Below are 16,306 nucleotides of genomic sequence, written 5' to 3'. Positions count from 1 at the left end.
GTGTTGTGCAGCCGTCGCGGATCGATGCCGGCGTCGCGCCACGCCTCGTACGCCCACGGTGTGTAGAGCACCTTCAGGGGCAGGCGGTTCACGAGAGGATTGATCAGGCGCATGAACGCGGCGAACCTGTCGAACCGCCGCTGCAACCGGTCGTTCCACTCGAGGTCGCACACGTCTCGCATCTGCTGCGGCAGCGTTCCGACGACCACGGTTCGGATGAATGCGTTCAGCGGCGCCGACACCACACGCCAGACCGGCGCGGGCACCCGTCGCGGTCCGGGCACACCCTTCCGGATGTAGCCGGTGGCGTAGACGATCGTCTTGTGCGGGACGAACCGTTCGAGCATCGAGTCCCAGTACGTGCAGAACTCGTCGTAGGTCTGCGGTTGATCGCGCGCGCTGATCCCGTACAGCGCGTACCAGGTCTTGCTCTCCTCGAAGATCTGCGACTTCTCGGCGTGGCTGAGACGGCGGATGAACGTGTCGGTCACGTAGAGCACCTGGTCGACGAAAGTCGCGTGCGCCCAATAGAACAGCTCCGGGTTCAGCGCGTGATAGCGCGAGCCGTCGCTGATTGTGCCCTTGATGTCGCGGTGGAAGTCACGCACGGTGCGACCCCACTCGACGGCGTCGCGGTGGTACACCGTGCGCATGATCGGCGGTCCGGTGCGTCGAGCGCGGCCGAGGAAGTCGCCGAAGATCACCGAGTGGTCCAACACGCCCTGGCCGAGCTGCTCGATGCAGTTCTCGGTCCCCGCCAGGCGTTGGAAGCCCAACAGCCCTCGCATGTCGCCGTAGAACTTCCACGTCAATGTCTCCGGGCCGAGCTGCGGTTGCTCCGCGGCCTCAGTCGCATCGACGATCACCGGCTCGGCTTCGCGTATGCGGGCATCGAAGCCCGACGCCGGCACATGATCGACACCCTGGGTCATCGGAGTCGTCCCTTCACTGTTCGTCTCGATGAGACGAACTCTAACATTCGTCTCAACCGATACGCTCGCGAGAACCGAAGAGCAGGAGGCTGACGAGTGCGGATCCTATCGCTCGGCGAGCTCATCGACACAGCGGTCGTCGTCGCGCTGCCGATGCGCGAGCGCTTCCGCGGCATCACCGTTCGCGAGACGATGATCTTCAGGGGTCCGCACGGCTGGGGTGAGTTCGGTGCGTTCGTCGAATACGGCGACGCCGAGGCCGCGTGGTGGCTGGCCGCCGGGATCGAGGCCGCATTCGTCGGCCCGCCGGCCGCACTGCGTGACCGGGTATCGGTCAACGCCACCGTTCCCGCCGTCCCGGCCGACGCCGTGGCGGAGATCCTCGCCCGATATCCGGGTGCGAGAACGGCGAAGGTCAAGGTCGCCGAACCCGGCGACTCGCTCGACGACGAGGTCGCCCGGATCGACGCCGTCCGGGCCGTCGTCCCCACGGTCCGCGTCGACGCCAACGGCAAGTGGTCGGTCGACCAGGCCATCCGGGCGCTGAAGGCGTTGGGGGAGTTGGAGTACGCCGAACAACCGTGCGCGACCATCGAGGAGCTGGCCGCGGTCCGCGCCGCGGTCGACACCCCGATCGCTGCCGACGAGAGCATCCGTCGCGCCGATGACCCGCTGCGCGTGGTGCGTGCCGGAGCCGCCGACGTCGCGGTGCTCAAGGTGGCGCCGCTGGGCGGGATGCGTCGCGTGTTGGCGTTGGCCGAGCAGATCGATCTGCGGGTGGTGATCTCGAGTGCGCTCGACACCGCGGTCGGGATCTCCGCGGGAGTGGCCACCGCGACCGCGCTGGCGACGCCCCCGCTCGACTGTGGTCTCGGGACCGGCAACCTGTTCGTTGCCGACGTCGCCCCGCCCATCCCGGTCGTCGACGGGGCGTTGCTCGCCGGCGCCGTCGTCCCGGACGGCCGCGCCCCGCTCGCCTCCGATGACCGGCGGGAATGGTGGCTCGATCGCCTGGCCCGCGTGCACGGACTGCTCGCCGCCGGTCATCCTGCGGCCGCCTCGGAAATGTGACCTGGTAGACAGCGGCGCTCCTCAAAGATACGATTATCGGTATCTGTTCCAATGGAGGTGCACAGCCATGACAACCGCGTACTCACAGATCCCGGCCGACAGCGATCTCAAAGAGGTCCAGTTCTCGAAGAAGAGCGGGATCAGTTCGGTCCTCGGGATGCGCAAGGACCCGTTCGCTTTTCAGCGCAAGCGCGAGGAGGAGTTCGGCCGCGTCTCCGGGATGAGCGCCTTCGGCAAGAAGTGGGTCGTCGCCTCGGGCGCGCCCGCCGCCGAGGAGGTCCTGATGAACAAGAAGAAGGCCTTCGCCAACGGCCCCGCGTGGAGCTACCTCATCGGACCGTTCTTCAACCGCGGCGTGATGCTGATGGACTTCGACGAGCACCGTAGCCACCGACTGATCCTGCAGCAGGGATTCAGCACGGCCGCGCTCAAGTCGTACATGGACCTGATGCAGCCGATGATCGCGAAGCGGATGCAGGACTTCCCGACCGGGAAGGTGTTGCTGTTCAAAGAGTTCAAGGCACTCACCCTCGACGTCGCGCTCGAGGTCTTCCTGGGTCTCGAGCTGCCCAAGGACGAGGCCGACCGGATCAACAAGGCGTTCCTCGAGACCGTGCAGGCCGGTGTCGCCGTGATCCGCAAGCCCGTCCCCGGCACGCGCTGGTGGAAGGGCATCCGGTCCCGCAAGATCCTCGAGGAGTTCTTCTACTCGCACATCCCGGCCAAGCGGGCCACCGCGACCGACGACCTGTTCTCGGTCCTGTGCCGCGCGGAGAGCGAAGAGGGTCAGACGTTCACCGACGAGGACGTGGTCAACCACCTCATCTTCGTGTTGATGGCCGCGCACGACACGTCGACGATCTCGATGACCCAGATGTGTTACCGGATGGCCAAGTCGCCCGAGTGGCTCACCAAGGCCCGCGAGGAGTCCCTCGCGCTCGGCCCCGAGCTCAGCTACGACGATCTGAACAAGCTGCCCGCGCTCGACGCCATCTTCAAGGAGTCGCTGCGCATGTGCACCCCGGTGCCCGCGCATCCGCGGATGGCGGTCGAGGACACCGAGATCCAGGGGTTCTTCGTGCCCAAGGGGTCGATGGTCACGCTGACCGCCCTGTGGAACCACTACGACGAGTCGGTCTACACCGATCCGTGGAGTTTCGACCCCGACCGCTTCTCGAAGGAGCGTGCGGAGGACAAGAAGCACCGCATGGCGTGGAGCCCGTTCGGTGGCGGCGTGCACAAGTGCATCGGCCTCTACTTCGGCCAGATGGAGATCAAGACGATCATGCATCACCTCCTTCGCAACTATGACTGGACCGTGCCGTCCGACTACGAGCTGCCGATGGACTACAGCTCGCTGCCGATCCCCAAGGACGGCCTGCCCGTCACCCTGCGGCGGCTGTAGGCCGTGGCCGAACCGTCACCGCTGCGCAAGACGCGGAACACCAACAGCCCCTCCGATCAGGAGGGCGCGATCGTCGCCGCGGCCGCCGCCGAGTTCACCGAGGTCGGTGTGCGGCGCACGTCGGTCGACGAGGTGGCCAAACGCGCGGGCGTCAGCCGGAGCACCCTGTACCGACGCTTCCCCAACAAGGAGGCGCTGCTGCTCGCCGTCGCCACCAGCCTGTACCTCGACGGGATGCGGACCCTGGAGGCGTCGATCGTCGGACTCGATCCGAAAGAGGCCATCGCCGAGGCGTTCTCGGTCGGTGCGCAGATGATCCTGAAGGATCCGCTGATGCACCGACTGGTCATCGACGACGCGGAGATGAAGGCGATCATGTCGTCGTCGGTGACGGCGATGTTCATCGACGTCGTCACCGCCCGCACGGTCCGCGCCCTGCGCAGCGTGGGGGCGACGCGGCCCGACGAGGAGTTGCACGAGGCGGTCGAGATCGTCGTCCGGTTGGTGATCTCACTGCTGGAATCGCCGGCCACCGACGAGCGACGGCAGGAACCCGAGTACGTCCGCGAGTTCGCGAGACGCCATCTCGCCCCCATGATCTGGTGACCGCCGCGCCGGTGACCTGACCGAAGATCCATCCGTTCGACCAACGATCGCCCGGCACCGAACGCCGTGCGCCTATGAGGAGTACCCACATGCCCCGCAACAAGAAATCCACCACCGACGTGCGTGGGTTGGTCATCGCGATCACCGGCGCCGCCCGCGGTATCGGGTTCGAGACGGCCAAGACCCTGCAGGACCGCGGCGCGACCGTCGTCATCGGCGACATCGACTCCGAGGCCGTGGGCAAGGCGTCCGCCGACCTCGGCCACGACGGGTTCGACGTCGACGTCACCGATCCCACGTCGTTCGAGAAGTTCCTCGACCAGGTGGAGGCATCGGCCGGCCCGATCGACGTGTTGATCAACAACGCGGGCATCATGCCCACCGGCCCGCTGCTGAACTACGACATCAATGTCGTGCGCCGGAACTTCGACATCGACCTGCTCGGCGTCGTCATCGGCACCCAACTCGCCGCCAAGCGGATGGTCGCCCGCGGCGGCGGCCAGGTCATCAACATCGGGTCGATCGCGGGTCGGCTCGCCGTACCGGGTCTCACGATCTACAACGGAGCGAAGGCCGGCGTGATCGCGTTCTCGGAGGCCGCCGACGCCGAGCTGGCCGATTCCGGGGTCCGCGTGAAGACGGTCAACCCGACCTTCACCCAGACCGGTCTGATCTCGGGCATCAAGACCAACAAGTTCACCCAGACCGTCACGCCGGCGCAGGTGGCCGCGCAGGTGCTGGCCAGCATCGAGGGCGACAAGATGCACGCGACCGTTCCCAAGTCGGTGTCCTGGGTGCATGCGACCGGGATCATGCCGCGGTCGATGAAGAGGGCATCGCTACGGATGACGGGGATGGACAAGCTGTTCATGAGCTACGACGCGACCGCGCGGGCGGAGTACCTCAAGCGGGTGAACGGCAACCCGACCCCGAGCGGGAAGCTCTGACACATCTCGCTCCCGCACACACGACAACGCCCCCGACCAATGCATCCGGTCGGGGGCGTTGTCGTTGCTCAGGCGGCAGCCTTCAGGTCACCAGTCCTCGAGACGGGTGTACCCGTCCTGGATGGCGCGCGCGAAGAGATTGGCCTTGGAGCGCGCCGGACGGCCCGCCGCGGCGTACTTCGCCCGGATACGAGTCAGGTGGGTGTTGACCGTCGACGCCGTGATGAACAGCGTCTCGGCGGCCTGCGCCTTGGACTCCGCGGCCAGCCAGGCCAACAGCACCTCGACCTCGCGGGCCGACAGGGTGGGGCGACCACCGGCCACCACCCGCAACACCGGCTGCCGGTTCATCTGTTCAGACGATGTCGTCGGCGACGGCAGCACGAAATGATTAGCGATTGACATGAAAATCCCTCCCGGGAACCCTTTTTCCCTGCACAGATGTGCGACCTGGCCATACTCTCTGGTGAAACTGCCGAGTACCAGCTGAGAGGTCGGTTTTCGGCAAGTCCATACGCAGGTCCATACGGTTCTGTGATGGTGTGCAGCTCAGAGAGGTGGCGGGGTGAGGCCTGAGGAGGTCCGGACACGGGAGGATCTGGCCCGCGGACTCACCGAGATCCGGGAGAACGCAGGTCTCTCCATCCGCGAGACGGCGTCGCGGGCGCAGGCGATCGCGGGCACCCTGTCGGGCTGGTTCACCGGCAAACACGCCCCGACGGCCGCCAACGAGAGCGTGTTCCGAACCGTCCTCGCGGTCTGTGGGGTCACCGAGTCGGCCGACCAGGACGCGTGGGTCGCGGCGGCGACCCGCGCCCGCAAACCCGGCGCCCGCCGTTCCCTGGTCACCCCGACGCCCTATCGCGGTTTCGAGGCGTTCCAGGTCGAGGACGCCGACTGGTTCTTCGGACGTGAGGACGTCGTCGAGCGACTGGTCGACACGGTGCTCGATCAGGTGGAGCGACCGACCGCTGTCGTCGCGGGGCATGAACGCACACCGATCATCACCCTCGTCGGCCCGTCGGGCGCAGGGAAGTCGTCGATGCTGCGGGCCGGTCTGTTGTCGCAGGTCGGTGAGGAGGGATCGTTCGCCGGGTGGCGGTACGTGCTGATGACCCCCTCGGCCGACCCGGCTGCGGCGGTCGCCGCCGCGGTGGCGGGATTGCCGGCCGGGGACGGACCGGTCATCCTCGCGGTGGATCAACTCGAGGAGCTGTGGACCCTCGTCGACGAGGCCCCGGTGCGGATGTCGTTCGCCGACGCGCTGCTGTCGCTGGACGCGCAGGTCGACCAGCTGGTCATCGTGCTGGCCATCCGCGCCGACCACTACGGCTCGGTGGCGGGCAATCCGCGACTGGCGACGGCGCTGCAGAATGCGCACGTCCTCGTGCCCGGACTCGACGACGCCCGCCTGCGTGAGGTGATCGTCGGCCCGGCCCGGACCGCGGGGCTCGACGTCGCCGACGACCTCGTCGAGCTGCTGTTGGCCGACCTGCGGCCGGCCGGTGCCACCGTCGGATACGCGGGATCGTTGCCGCTGCTCTCACACGCACTGCTGTCGACGTGGTCGGTGTCGGACAAGCGGCGACTCACGATCGCCGACTACCTCGCGACGGGGCGGATCCGGGGTGCGGTGGAGCAGACCGCGGAGAAGGTGTACTCCGAGCTCGACTATGCGGAGAAGCAGGTCGCCCGCCGACAGATGTTGGCGATGAGCCATGTCGACGACGAGGTCGCGACCCGACGGCGTGCCGCTCTGGACGAGCTGGGGTTCATCACCACGGCGAACACGACCATCAAGCGGGACGTCCGGCAACGGCGTGCCGCCGAGGTACTCGAGCGGTTCGCCGGGGCCAGGTTGGTCACCGTCGCCGACACCTACGCCGAGATCACCCACGAGACGCTGTTCTCGGCGTGGCCGCGGCTGGCCGGATGGATCGACGAGGATCGTGCGAACCTCGTCATCCACCGCCGACTGAACGCAGCGTTCCAGATGTGGGAGGAGGGCGACCGCAGCCCCGACCTCCTCCCGCGGGGCGGCCGCCTGTCCGCGTTCACGGAGTTCGCCGAGGCCCCGGAGAACGGCACGCGGCTTCGTCCTCGAGAGCAGCGTTTCCTCGACCTGGCGACCGATCGCGAGAAGCGCCGGGAGTCGATGCAGCGTCGACACGTGCGCCAGCTGCGCCGCGTGGCCATGGCGGCCACGGTGTTCGCGGTGGTGGCGCTGATCGCGGCGGTCGTCGCCGTGGTCGCGCAGTCGGAGGCGGTGTCGCAGGAGCGCGCCACCGATCAGCTCCGTCGGGACGCGCAGAGCGCACAGCTCGCGGCGCAGGCCGACGAACTGCGGGCCACCGATCCGTCGCTCGCGGTGCAGTTGGCGATGGCGGCGTACCGACTCTCACCCACCATGGAGTCGAGGTCGAGTGTGCTCGACGCGTCGGCGGAGGCGATCCCGGTGCGTCACTTCACCGCGGCCGGACCCGGTGCCATCGCCAGGTCGCCCGACGGGTCGATGATCGCGGTGGTCAACTCCGACAACCGGGTCCGACTCTTCGCGACCGGGGCCGACGGTGTCGGGCGGTCGATCGCCGAGTTCGGCGGGGCCGACCGTGACCTGCCGCTCTACGCGGTCGCCTTCGGCGCGGACTCGCGGACCCTCTACACCGCGGGCGCGGCGCCGCTCACGATCTGGGATCTGAGCGATCGCGCCCGACCCCGTCCGGTCGAGAATGCCCCCGTCATCACCGAGACGGTGCGTGACCTCGCGATCGACCCGACGAGCGAGTTGTTGACCGCGGCGGTCGAGGGGGCGGGCACGCTGGCCTTCCGCAAGGTGGCGACCGCGGCCGACGGGGCGCGCAGGCCCGGTGTGGCCGCGCCCACGCGATGGGAACCGGTCGGGCTGCCCGCGGATGTGGCCGGAAAGGGCACCGCGGTCGCGTTCTCGCGCAACGGATCGCTGCTGGCCACCGCACGCGGCGGCAACAAACGCGTCGACCTGTACCGGGTGCTCGCCGATCGCCTCGATCGGATTGCCTCGATCCCGCTTCCCGGGTCGGACAATGTCGAGGCGCGAGCTCTGACGTTCTCGCCGACCGGTGATCTGGCGGTCGCGATCAACTCGCGCGACGTGAAGCTGTACTCGCTCGCCGACCCGGCCCGCCCGGTCCTCACCCGCGATCTGACCGGCTTCACCAGCTACGTCAACGACGTCGACTTCAGTCCCGACGGCAGATTCCTCCTCGGCGCGAGCTCCGACAACACCACGCGGGTGACGGATCTGCGGGGCGACCGCCCCGACCGGGTGCTCAAGAGTGGTGCTGTCGTGAGCTCCGCGGTGTTCGCCGGCGATCACGTCGCCGGATTGTCCGAGGACGGCTATCTGCGGGTGTGGGGCCCGAATGATCCCGGGGTGCAGGCCGGCGTCGATCCGACGTTCCAGTTCGCGTTCGACGCACGGGGGACCGATTTCATCAGCGGCAACGCCGCTCCCGACGGGTCGCTGTCGCAGTGGACGGTCGGGGAGGGACCCGACATCACCCGCCGTGGTCCACTGCTGGCACCGCCGGCCGGTGACAAGTTCGCCTCGCTGTCCTACGGCGCCTCGGGGCGACTCGCTGTGGCCGGGTCGGTGACCGGTCAGGTGTTCCTCGCCGACTACTCCGACCCCGCGCGCCCGGTTCTGGCCGGGCCGCCACTGCGGGTCCTGCCCGATCTGGCCGAGACCGTCGACATCAGCGAGCGGTCGAAGCTGGTCGTCGCCGGGACGCTGTCGTCGAACCGCGTCGCCGTCGTCGACATCACCGATCCGTCGCGCCCCACGTCGGCCGCGGCCGTCGACATCGGCGACGGAGTCGCCTGGGCCAACTTCGACGCCGCCGGTACACGCGCGATCGTGACGACGCCGCGCGGTTACGTCGTGCTGCTCGACCTGAGCGACCGGCGGGCGCCGCGCGTCCTGTTCCGGGAGAAGATGTTCGACACCCTGGCACTGGCCGCGCGGTTCAGCCCCGACCAACGGTCGGTCGTGGTCACCTCCGCGACCAAGCAGGTCAAGATCGTCGACATCGCCGAACCCACGCGACCGGCGGTCATCGACGAGATGACCGGTCCGAGCAGCACCATCTACGGCGGTGCCTTCTCGCGTGACGGGCGGTTGGTCGCGGCCGGTGCGGCCGACGGCGATCTGTGGCTGTGGGACGTGGCCCATCGCGGCCACCCGGTGGTCATCGCGCGACTCCGGGCCTACCCGGGGCGCATCTACGACGTGCAGTTCGGCGCCGACGACCGCACCGTGCTGGCCACCGGCGCGGCCGGGGTCATCCAGTCGTGGACGGTCGATCCCGATCGGGTCGCGGCGTCGGTCTGCGCATCCGGCACGACCTTGCTGACCAGAGGCGAGTGGGCGCGCTACCTGCCGACCGCCGACTACGTCAGTCCGTGCGGCTGAGGCGCGAGGGTTCCACTCAGCCCGGCAGGACGATGACCGGAACGGTGGCGCCGCCGAGGATTCGTGTCGCCGTCGAACCGAGGAACACGCGTTTGACCGGACTGCGTGGTGTCGTCCCGATGGCCAGCACCTCGCCGGCGGGCCAGTCGATCGCGGCCAGCGCTGCGGTGTAGTCGGCGCCGGTCCCGATGACCGTGGACACCGACGGGTCGATCAGCCCGGACGTGCGCAACGCGGCCTGCGCGGCGGTCGTCTGGTCCACCCACGCGGCGAGCACTCCGCGTTCGGCGTCGAGGCCGACCTCGGGCGGGTACATGTCCGCCGGGGCCACCCCGAAGCTGGCCACCCGCAACCGGACCCCGGCCGAGGCCGCGATGGACCGCGCGCCGGCGACGACATCGGCACCGTCGGCGGTGGCCGAGTAGGCGCAGGTCACGCCGCTCAGTCCGCTCGGGGGTGCGGTGTAGTCGGGAGGCGCGAGGGCGAGCGGGATCTCGCTGGAGTGGATCATCCGGCTCGTCGTCGACCCCAGAGAGAAGCCCCCGCGGGCGCGGTGGCGGGTGCCCATCACGAGGAACCGGGCCTCGAGATCGCCGGACACCTTGGTCAGCGCGACGCTCACCGAGCGTTCGGTGATGCGATGGACCCCGACCGGCGTGGTCACCGAGTGCCGGGCGAGCGCTGCCTGCGCGACCCGTTCGGACTCGTCGCCGAGTCGCTGGGCGTACGAGGCGAATTCGGCATCGACCTTGGCCATCGACGGGGTGCTCCACGGTCGGGGGAGAGCGATCACGATCTCCAGACGCAGGTTCAGCGACGAGGCGAGGGCGATCCCGAGTTCCAGCGCCTCCTCGCCGCCGTACCCCGGGCGGTATCCGACGACCACGGTCACGGGGCTGCCTCCGTCGCCGGGGTCCCCAGGCCGGAGTCGTCGGGCCCGGGCTTGTTCAACGCGGAGTGATGGCGTCCCCAGAGCAGGTAGAACGCGAGAACCGCGCCGACCCAGATGCCGAAGAACACGAAGGTGTACCAGTGCAGACCGTAGAGGATGTAGGCGCACGCGGCGATCGCCAGGACCGGGGTGACCGGGTACAGCGGGACGCGGAACGGGCGCTTGAGATCGGGTTGCCGCCTGCGCAGGATGATGACGCCGAGGCTGACGACGATGAACGCCACCAGCGTGCCCACCGAGACCATGTCGGCGAGGTAGTCAAGCGGGATGAACCCGGCCAGGATGGCGACCACGATCGCCACGACGATGGTGTTGTTGACCGGCGTGAGCGTCCGCGGGTTCACCTTGGTGAAGAACTCCGGCAGCATGCCGTCGCGGCCCATCGCGAACAGGATGCGGGTCTGTCCGTACAACGTCACCAGGGTGACCGAGAAGATCGAGATGACCGCGCCCGCCGACAGGATCAATGACGGCCAGGTCTCACCGGTGACGTCGGTCAGGATCTGCGCGAGACCGGCACTCTCCTGCTCGGCGAACCTCTCGCTCGGCTGCGCGGCGACCGAGGCCAGCGCCACGAGCACGTAGACCAGGATCACGATGACGAGCGCCGCGAGCAGCGCCCGCGGCATGGTCCGCTGCGGGTCCTTGACCTCCTCGCCCGCCGTGGAGATGGTGTCGAGGCCGATGAAGGAGAAGAAGATCGTGCCCGCGGCGAGGGTCACGCCGTGCGCGCCGTCGGTGAAGAACGGGGTCAGGTTGTCGTCGTTGAACGCCGTGAACGCGATGACCACGAACATCGTCAGGACCGCGAGTTTGATGGCGACCATGATGGTGTTCGCCCGCGCGGATTCACTCGCGCCGCGGATCAGCAGCAGGGCGCACATCGCGACCAGGATGATCGCGGGCAGGTTCACCACACCCGGGTCCTTGTCGAACGGCGCGGCGCTCAGTGCGTGCGGTATCTCGGGGATGTTCAGGTCGCCGAGCAGCTCGTTGAGGTAGCCGCTCCACCCCACCGACACCGCCGCCGTCGACACCCCGTACTCGAGCAGCAGACACCCGGCGACCGCCATCGCGGTCAGCTCGCCGAGAGTGGCGTAGGCGTAGGAGTACGTCGATCCGGAAACCGGTACGGCCGAGGCCATCTCGGCGTAGCAGAGCGCAGCGAGACCGGCGGCGATGCCCGCGAAGATGAAGGAGATGATCACCGACGGGCCGGCCTCGGGCACCGCGACCGACATGACGAAGAAGATGCCGGTGCCGATGGTCGACCCGATGCCGAAACTCGCCAGCTGCACCGTGGTGATGTTGCGTTTGAGGCCGGTGTCGGACTCCACCGCCCATCCGGTGGGGATCGGTTTGCGACGGAGCAGGGTCGACCGGGACAGAGGTGCCGGGTTGAGTGGCGCCGGGCCGGTCGGACGTGCAGCCATGGGTGTCCCCTCCTGAAGGCGAATGCCCTATGAAACCACCGGCTGCGTGGGGTGTCAGCGCAACCGGACCATCTCGGTCGCGGCATCTACGATGGCGCCCGTGGTGCCCTTCCGGGTGACCGTGCGATGGGTGAGTGTGGAGGTGGTCGGTGGCGCAGAGCCCATTCGCGGCCGAACGCGCCGCGCGCCGAGATCTCGCCCGCGCCCGTGACGAGGTCGATCGGCTCACCGGCGAGAACCCGTCGTCCCGAGGCGGTGTCGCTGGGTGGTTCGGCGTCGCGGTGGCGGTGGTCGTCGTGCTCGCCGTCGTGGCCGCGGTCGCCGTCGGTTGGCGTGCACAGCGGGACACCTGGTCCGACGCCGACTACCGCTCGTTCGCCACCGAGACCGTGGGCCAGTTGTTGACGCCTGACGCCCGCGACCCCGATCGCGCCCGGCGCATCCTCGAACTCTCCACCGGCACCTTTCGCGACGAGTTCGCCCAGTCCACCGGCGCCTACAGCGCCTTCGTGGCGCGTCTGGGGACGGTGGCCACCGGGGTCGTCGACGGCGTAGCCATCGCCGGGCGCGACGGCGACACGGTCAGCGCGCTGGTGACGTCGGTGGTGACGACGCGGGTGGCCGCGAACTCGTCGGGTCGGGACACCGCCGAGCCCAGGCGGTTTCGGCTCCGTGTGCAGATCGAACCGGACGGTGGGGCATTGCGTCTCGCCGCCGTGGAGTTCCTGCCGTGACACGCCTGTCGCGGGTCGGCGGGGCGTGGACCGCCGTCGGCGCACCGGTCGTGGGTGTCGGGGTCGTGATCGGCCTCGGCGCGATCAGTGGGTGGCCGGGCTGGTGGATCTCGCTGATGGTGCTCACCGTGATCGCCGCCGTCGGATACGGGATCGTGTGCCGACGGCACGGCCGCCCGCCGCCACTGCTCGCCGCCGCGGTGACCCTCGCCGTCGTCGTCGCCTCGGCGGCGATGATGCTGACCACCGTGGCGCACCTGCGCGCCGAGGGTGCGGTGACCACCGACCGCGCCGATGTCCGCCGGATCTCCGGTGAGCTGATCTGCACGACGCTGCGTACCGGGACCGACGCCGATCGGGCCGCCGCGCTGCGGGTGGCCACCGGTGAGCTCGCGGCCCGACTCCGATCCGGCGCTGCCGCGGCGGGTCCGGACCAGACGCGAACGACCACACGCTGCACCGCGGCCCGGACCGGGCTGGGTGCGGTCACCTCCGAGCACGCCGACGTCGTCGTCGCGGCCAACCTGACCGAGCGCGTCGGCTCCGACGACACCGCGTCGGGTCGGGTGATCGCGGCACGTCTCGACAAGGTCGGCGGTACGTGGAGAGTGGCGACGCTGGACGTGATCCGATGAGCGAGGACACCGGCTCGACCACCTCGGTCCGACTCACCGCGGCGCGAACGCGGCTCGCCGAGGCGACCGAGGCCCATGCGGCCGCACGGGACGCCGCCGACGAGGCCCGCCGAGCGCGTGGGCGCCGCGCCGAGCGCGTGGTCCCGGTCGTGGCGGTCGTCGGTCTGGTCGTCACCGTCGCGCTCGTCGTCGCGACGGTCATCCTGGTCTCCGTCGGCGGTGGCGGTGGCGGTGGCGCCGAGTCCGATCGTGCGGCCGCGGTGCTGGCCTCTGCGCGTGACGGCATCACCACCGCGCTGACCGCCGACCCGGCCCGACCGGGCGAGTACGTTGAGTCCGTTCTCGGGGTGAGCACCGGCGAGTTCCGTCAACGGGTGACGTCGTCGCGCGCCGAGATCGAGTCATCGGTGGCGTCGCAGGCGTTCGCCGGGACGGGCCAGGTGATCTCCGCGGGGATCGTCGGACCCGACCCCGGGTCGTCGGCCGACGTGCTCCTGGTTGCCGAGGCCACCAATCCGCAGTTGCTCGGTGGTGGCGCCGGCGATGCGCGCGTCGTGCTGCTCGTGCACATGACGCGTGCCGACGGCGACTGGAAGATCGAACGGGCGCAACTGCAATGACCATTCTCCGCTGCATCCTCGCGGTCGTGGCCGCGGCCGCCGCGATCACCGTGACGGCCCTGCTGGACTGGCCGGGGTGGTCGATCGCGCCACTCGTCGTCGTGCTGGCGCTGTCGCTGATCCAACTCGTCACCGTCCGCAGGGCGCCACGTCGACCGGGGCGGGACGCCGGGATGCTCGCGGTGGCCGCGGCGCTCACCGTCGCGACCGCGGTGACCGCCGTCGTCGGGGTCGACGACAACGACCGCGACGATGTCGACCCGACGATCACGGCGACCGCGACCGCGACCTTCCGCACGCTGTTCACCTTCGGCCCGTCGGAGTACACCGCGCAGGCGGCACAACGACGGTCGGAGATGCTCGCGCCGCGACTGACCGGCCGACTGCTCGCCGACTACCGCAGTCAGGGACCCAACGTGGTGCTGCCCTCCGCGGTCGAATCGGGGGCGACGGTGGAGACGACGGTGCAGGCGGTCGGTGTCGGCGAGGCGCAGCCGGATGCGGTGCGCCTCCTCGTCTTTGCGACCGAGAAGATCACGGTCGAGTCGGCGACCCCACCCACCTCGACGGTGCCGATCGTGCGGTGGGCCGTGATGCGTAGAGTCGGGTCCACCTGGCGTCTGGCCGACATCTACCCCGCCGGAATCGGCGGATAGCCGATCGAGGTCCGCCCGGGCGGAAGTGGATGACACGAGAGGGATGTTCATGAGTGCTGGAGTGGTGATCGTCGGTGCCGGTCTCGGTGGCGCACGACTGGCGGAGAACCTGCGGCAGGCGGGGTACTCCGAGCCGATCACGCTGATCGGCAAGGAGAGTCAGGTCCCCTACGACCGGCCGCCGCTGTCCAAGGCGGTGCTGCGCGGCGAGCGGGACCTGGTCGCACTCAAGGCGGAGGAGTGGTACGCCGACAACCACATCCATCTGCTCCTCGACACCGACGTACAGGGCGTCGACCTCGCCGCCAAGAGCGTCGACGTCGGTGCGGGGGAGTCCCTGGCGTTCGAGACCCTGGTGCTGGCAACGGGTCTGGAGCCGCGCTTCCTCCCGCCCAGTGCTGTCCAGGGCGGCTCCGCCGCGGCGGAGATCGACGGCGTGCACGTCCTGCGGACCTACGACGACGCGCTCGAGCTGCGCGCCGCGGCCCGCGAGGGCGTCCGCGCCGTGGTCGTCGGGGCCGGTTTCATCGGCTGCGAGGCGGCGGCGAGCCTGTCGCTCCTCGGCGCGAGGGTCACCATCGTCGAGCCGGCCCCGAGCGCACTGCACGCCGCGCTCGGGCCGACCATCGGTGCACGCGTCGAGAAGCTGCACACCGACCGCGGCGTCACCGTCCGTACCGGTGTGGGCGTGCGCGAGCTGGTCACCGCCGATGGAGCGGTCACCGGGATCGAACTCGACGACGGGACCACACTCGACGCGGACCTCGTGCTGCTCGGCATCGGCTCGATCCCGACCACCGCGCTGGCCGAGACCATCGGCCTGGAACTCTCCGACCGTTCCGTCGGCGGGGGGATCGCCTGTGACGCACGCGGAAAGACTTCCGCCGACGGTGTCTACGCACTCGGTGACGTCGCGAACTGGTCCGATGAGACCGGCGAGTTCGGTCGGCGGGTCGAGCACTGGAACCACGTGGTCGAGCAGGCGAAGATCGTGGCCGACGCGATCGCGGGCACCGACAAGGCGTCCTCGACCCCGGTGGTCCACTACTTCTGGACCGACCAGTTCGACCTCAAGATCCAGTGCCTGGGGGCACCCGCGGCCGACGACGAGGTGCACATCGTCGACGAGGACGGCGACAAGTTCCTCGCCTACTTCAGCCGCGACGGCATCCTGACCGGTGTGGTCGGCGCCGGACGTGCCGGCGCGGTGATGAAGATGCGGGCAACCGTCGCGGCCCGGACCCCCATCTCCGAACTGGTCTAGTCGCGATGAGCGCGCCACGGCCCACCGCGACCGCGGTGCGTGCCGCCGTCGACGACCTCGCCGATCCGACACGCGCGGCGAACGCGCAGCGGTTCTTCAAGACGGGCCCCGGCGACTACGGCGAGGGTGATCGCTTCATCGGGGTCACTGTCCCGCAACTGCGTTCGGTCGCGAAAAAGTTCACCGGACTCGACGGGCGCGGTGTGAACTCGCTGCTCGACAGCGCGATGCACGAACACCGTCTGATCGGACTGTTCCTGCTGCGCGACGGGTTCGAGCGCGCGGACACCGACGAGCAGCGGGAGCGGTGGGTGGAGCTCTACCTCGACGCGGTTCGACGTGGTCGGGTGAACAACTGGGATCTGGTGGACAGCTCGGCCGATCCGATCCTCGGCGAATGGCTCGTCGATCGGCCGCGCGGGTTGCTCGCCGAGCTGGCGGCCGACGACGAGCTGTGGACCCGGCGGGTGGGCGTCGTCGCCACCTTCGCGTTCATCAAGCGCGGCGACGCGACCGCGCTGTACGAGGTGGCGCCGCTCGTCATCGCCGACCGCAGGGACCTCATCCAGAAGGCGTTCGGTTGGATGCTGCGGGAGGCCGG

Annotated in this window: 15 protein-coding genes; 11 read left to right on the top strand and 4 right to left on the bottom strand. The window is 69.3% G+C overall.

Annotated features, from left to right (window positions below; all coding sequences use genetic code 11):
• A partial coding sequence (locus tag JHC79_RS18035) for an oxygenase MpaB family protein (RefSeq protein WP_296393377.1) occupies positions 1 to 932 on the bottom strand: 932 nt, incomplete at its 3' end.
• Positions 933 to 1,028: 96 nt separating this feature from the next.
• Between JHC79_RS18035 and JHC79_RS18030 the strand changes: the two genes are divergently transcribed.
• The 4 genes from JHC79_RS18030 (at position 1,029) to JHC79_RS18015 (ending at position 4,961) form a co-directional block, all read left to right on the top strand.
• Entirely contained in the window at positions 1,029 to 2,003 is a 975-nt protein-coding gene (locus JHC79_RS18030) for an o-succinylbenzoate synthase (RefSeq protein ID WP_296393375.1), read from the top strand.
• Between the two features lie 67 nt (positions 2,004 to 2,070).
• Entirely contained in the window at positions 2,071 to 3,408 is a 1,338-nt protein-coding gene (locus JHC79_RS18025; RefSeq protein ID WP_296393373.1) for a cytochrome P450, read from the top strand.
• A 3-nt stretch (positions 3,409 to 3,411) separates the two neighbouring features.
• Positions 3,412 to 4,014, top strand: a complete 603-nt coding sequence (locus JHC79_RS18020) for a TetR/AcrR family transcriptional regulator (RefSeq protein ID WP_296393371.1) — start codon at positions 3,412 to 3,414, stop codon at positions 4,012 to 4,014.
• A gap of 89 nt (positions 4,015 to 4,103) precedes the next feature.
• On the top strand, positions 4,104 to 4,961 hold the full coding sequence (locus JHC79_RS18015; RefSeq protein WP_296393369.1) for an SDR family oxidoreductase: 858 nt from the start codon (positions 4,104 to 4,106) through the stop codon (positions 4,959 to 4,961).
• Positions 4,962 to 5,048: 87 nt separating this feature from the next.
• Here the strand turns inward: JHC79_RS18015 and JHC79_RS18010 are convergent, their stop codons facing one another.
• On the bottom strand, positions 5,049 to 5,312 hold the full coding sequence (locus JHC79_RS18010; RefSeq protein WP_296393368.1) for a LuxR C-terminal-related transcriptional regulator: 264 nt from the start codon (positions 5,310 to 5,312) through the stop codon (positions 5,049 to 5,051).
• A 214-nt stretch (positions 5,313 to 5,526) separates the two neighbouring features.
• On the opposite strand from JHC79_RS18010, the gene JHC79_RS18005 reads away from it, so the two are divergent.
• Positions 5,527 to 9,411: a hypothetical protein gene (locus JHC79_RS18005; protein WP_296393366.1), complete on the top strand. Its 3,885-nt coding sequence runs from the start codon at positions 5,527 to 5,529 to the stop codon at positions 9,409 to 9,411.
• A 16-nt stretch (positions 9,412 to 9,427) separates the two neighbouring features.
• Here the strand turns inward: JHC79_RS18005 and JHC79_RS18000 are convergent, their stop codons facing one another.
• Both JHC79_RS18000 and JHC79_RS17995 read right to left on the bottom strand, forming a co-directional pair.
• On the bottom strand, positions 9,428 to 10,303 hold the full coding sequence (locus JHC79_RS18000; RefSeq protein ID WP_296393364.1) for a universal stress protein: 876 nt from the start codon (positions 10,301 to 10,303) through the stop codon (positions 9,428 to 9,430).
• Positions 10,300 to 11,796 (bottom strand): amino acid permease, encoded by a 1,497-nt coding sequence (locus tag JHC79_RS17995; protein WP_296393362.1) that lies wholly within the window; start codon positions 11,794 to 11,796, stop codon positions 10,300 to 10,302. Before JHC79_RS17995 ends, JHC79_RS18000 begins: the two co-directional genes overlap by 4 nt.
• A 149-nt stretch (positions 11,797 to 11,945) precedes the next feature.
• On the opposite strand from JHC79_RS17995, the gene JHC79_RS17990 reads away from it, so the two are divergent.
• The 6 genes from JHC79_RS17990 to JHC79_RS17965 form a co-directional block, all read left to right on the top strand.
• Positions 11,946 to 12,530 (top strand): hypothetical protein, encoded by a 585-nt coding sequence (locus JHC79_RS17990; RefSeq protein WP_296393360.1) that lies wholly within the window; start codon positions 11,946 to 11,948, stop codon positions 12,528 to 12,530.
• Complete coding sequence (locus JHC79_RS17985) at positions 12,527 to 13,165, top strand: hypothetical protein (protein WP_296393357.1); 639 nt, start codon at positions 12,527 to 12,529, stop codon at positions 13,163 to 13,165. The genes JHC79_RS17990 and JHC79_RS17985 overlap by 4 nt, the downstream gene beginning before the upstream one ends.
• Complete coding sequence (locus JHC79_RS17980; protein WP_296393355.1) at positions 13,162 to 13,785, top strand: hypothetical protein; 624 nt, start codon at positions 13,162 to 13,164, stop codon at positions 13,783 to 13,785. Before JHC79_RS17985 ends, JHC79_RS17980 begins: the two co-directional genes overlap by 4 nt.
• Positions 13,782 to 14,441 carry a hypothetical protein gene (locus JHC79_RS17975; protein ID WP_296393353.1) on the top strand — a complete coding sequence of 220 codons (660 nt, stop codon included), beginning with the start codon at positions 13,782 to 13,784 and terminating at the stop codon, positions 14,439 to 14,441. The genes JHC79_RS17980 and JHC79_RS17975 overlap by 4 nt, the downstream gene beginning before the upstream one ends.
• Positions 14,442 to 14,490: 49 nt before the next feature.
• Positions 14,491 to 15,705, top strand: coding sequence for an NAD(P)/FAD-dependent oxidoreductase (locus JHC79_RS17970; protein WP_296393351.1), 1,215 nt, complete (start codon positions 14,491 to 14,493; stop codon positions 15,703 to 15,705).
• A gap of 5 nt (positions 15,706 to 15,710) precedes the next feature.
• Positions 15,711 to 16,306, top strand: a 596-nt coding sequence (locus tag JHC79_RS17965) for a DNA alkylation repair protein (RefSeq protein ID WP_296393349.1), incomplete at its 3' end; no start/stop codon positions are given.

This window comes from Williamsia sp., assembly GCF_016462415.1.
In the GTDB taxonomy this organism is placed as follows: Bacteria; Actinomycetota; Actinomycetes; order Mycobacteriales; family Mycobacteriaceae; genus Williamsia_A.
This window is presented reverse-complemented; position numbering and strand designations above follow the sequence as displayed.

Excerpts from the sequence above, each read along its gene's own strand:
- JHC79_RS18015 (WP_296393369.1), top strand. The coding sequence starts at position 4,104 with ATGCCCCGCAACAAGAAATCCACCACCGACGTGCGTGGGTTGGTCATC.
- JHC79_RS17980 (WP_296393355.1), top strand. The coding sequence starts at position 13,162 with ATGAGCGAGGACACCGGCTCGACCACCTCGGTCCGACTCACCGCGGCG.
- JHC79_RS17970 (WP_296393351.1), top strand. The coding sequence starts at position 14,491 with ATGAGTGCTGGAGTGGTGATCGTCGGTGCCGGTCTCGGTGGCGCACGA.
- JHC79_RS18010 (WP_296393368.1), bottom strand. The coding sequence starts at position 5,312 with ATGAACCGGCAGCCGGTGTTGCGGGTGGTGGCCGGTGGTCGCCCCACC.
- JHC79_RS17995 (WP_296393362.1), bottom strand. The coding sequence starts at position 11,796 with ATGGCTGCACGTCCGACCGGCCCGGCGCCACTCAACCCGGCACCTCTG.
- JHC79_RS18025 (WP_296393373.1), top strand. The coding sequence starts at position 2,071 with ATGACAACCGCGTACTCACAGATCCCGGCCGACAGCGATCTCAAAGAG.
- JHC79_RS17975 (WP_296393353.1), top strand. The coding sequence starts at position 13,782 with ATGACCATTCTCCGCTGCATCCTCGCGGTCGTGGCCGCGGCCGCCGCG.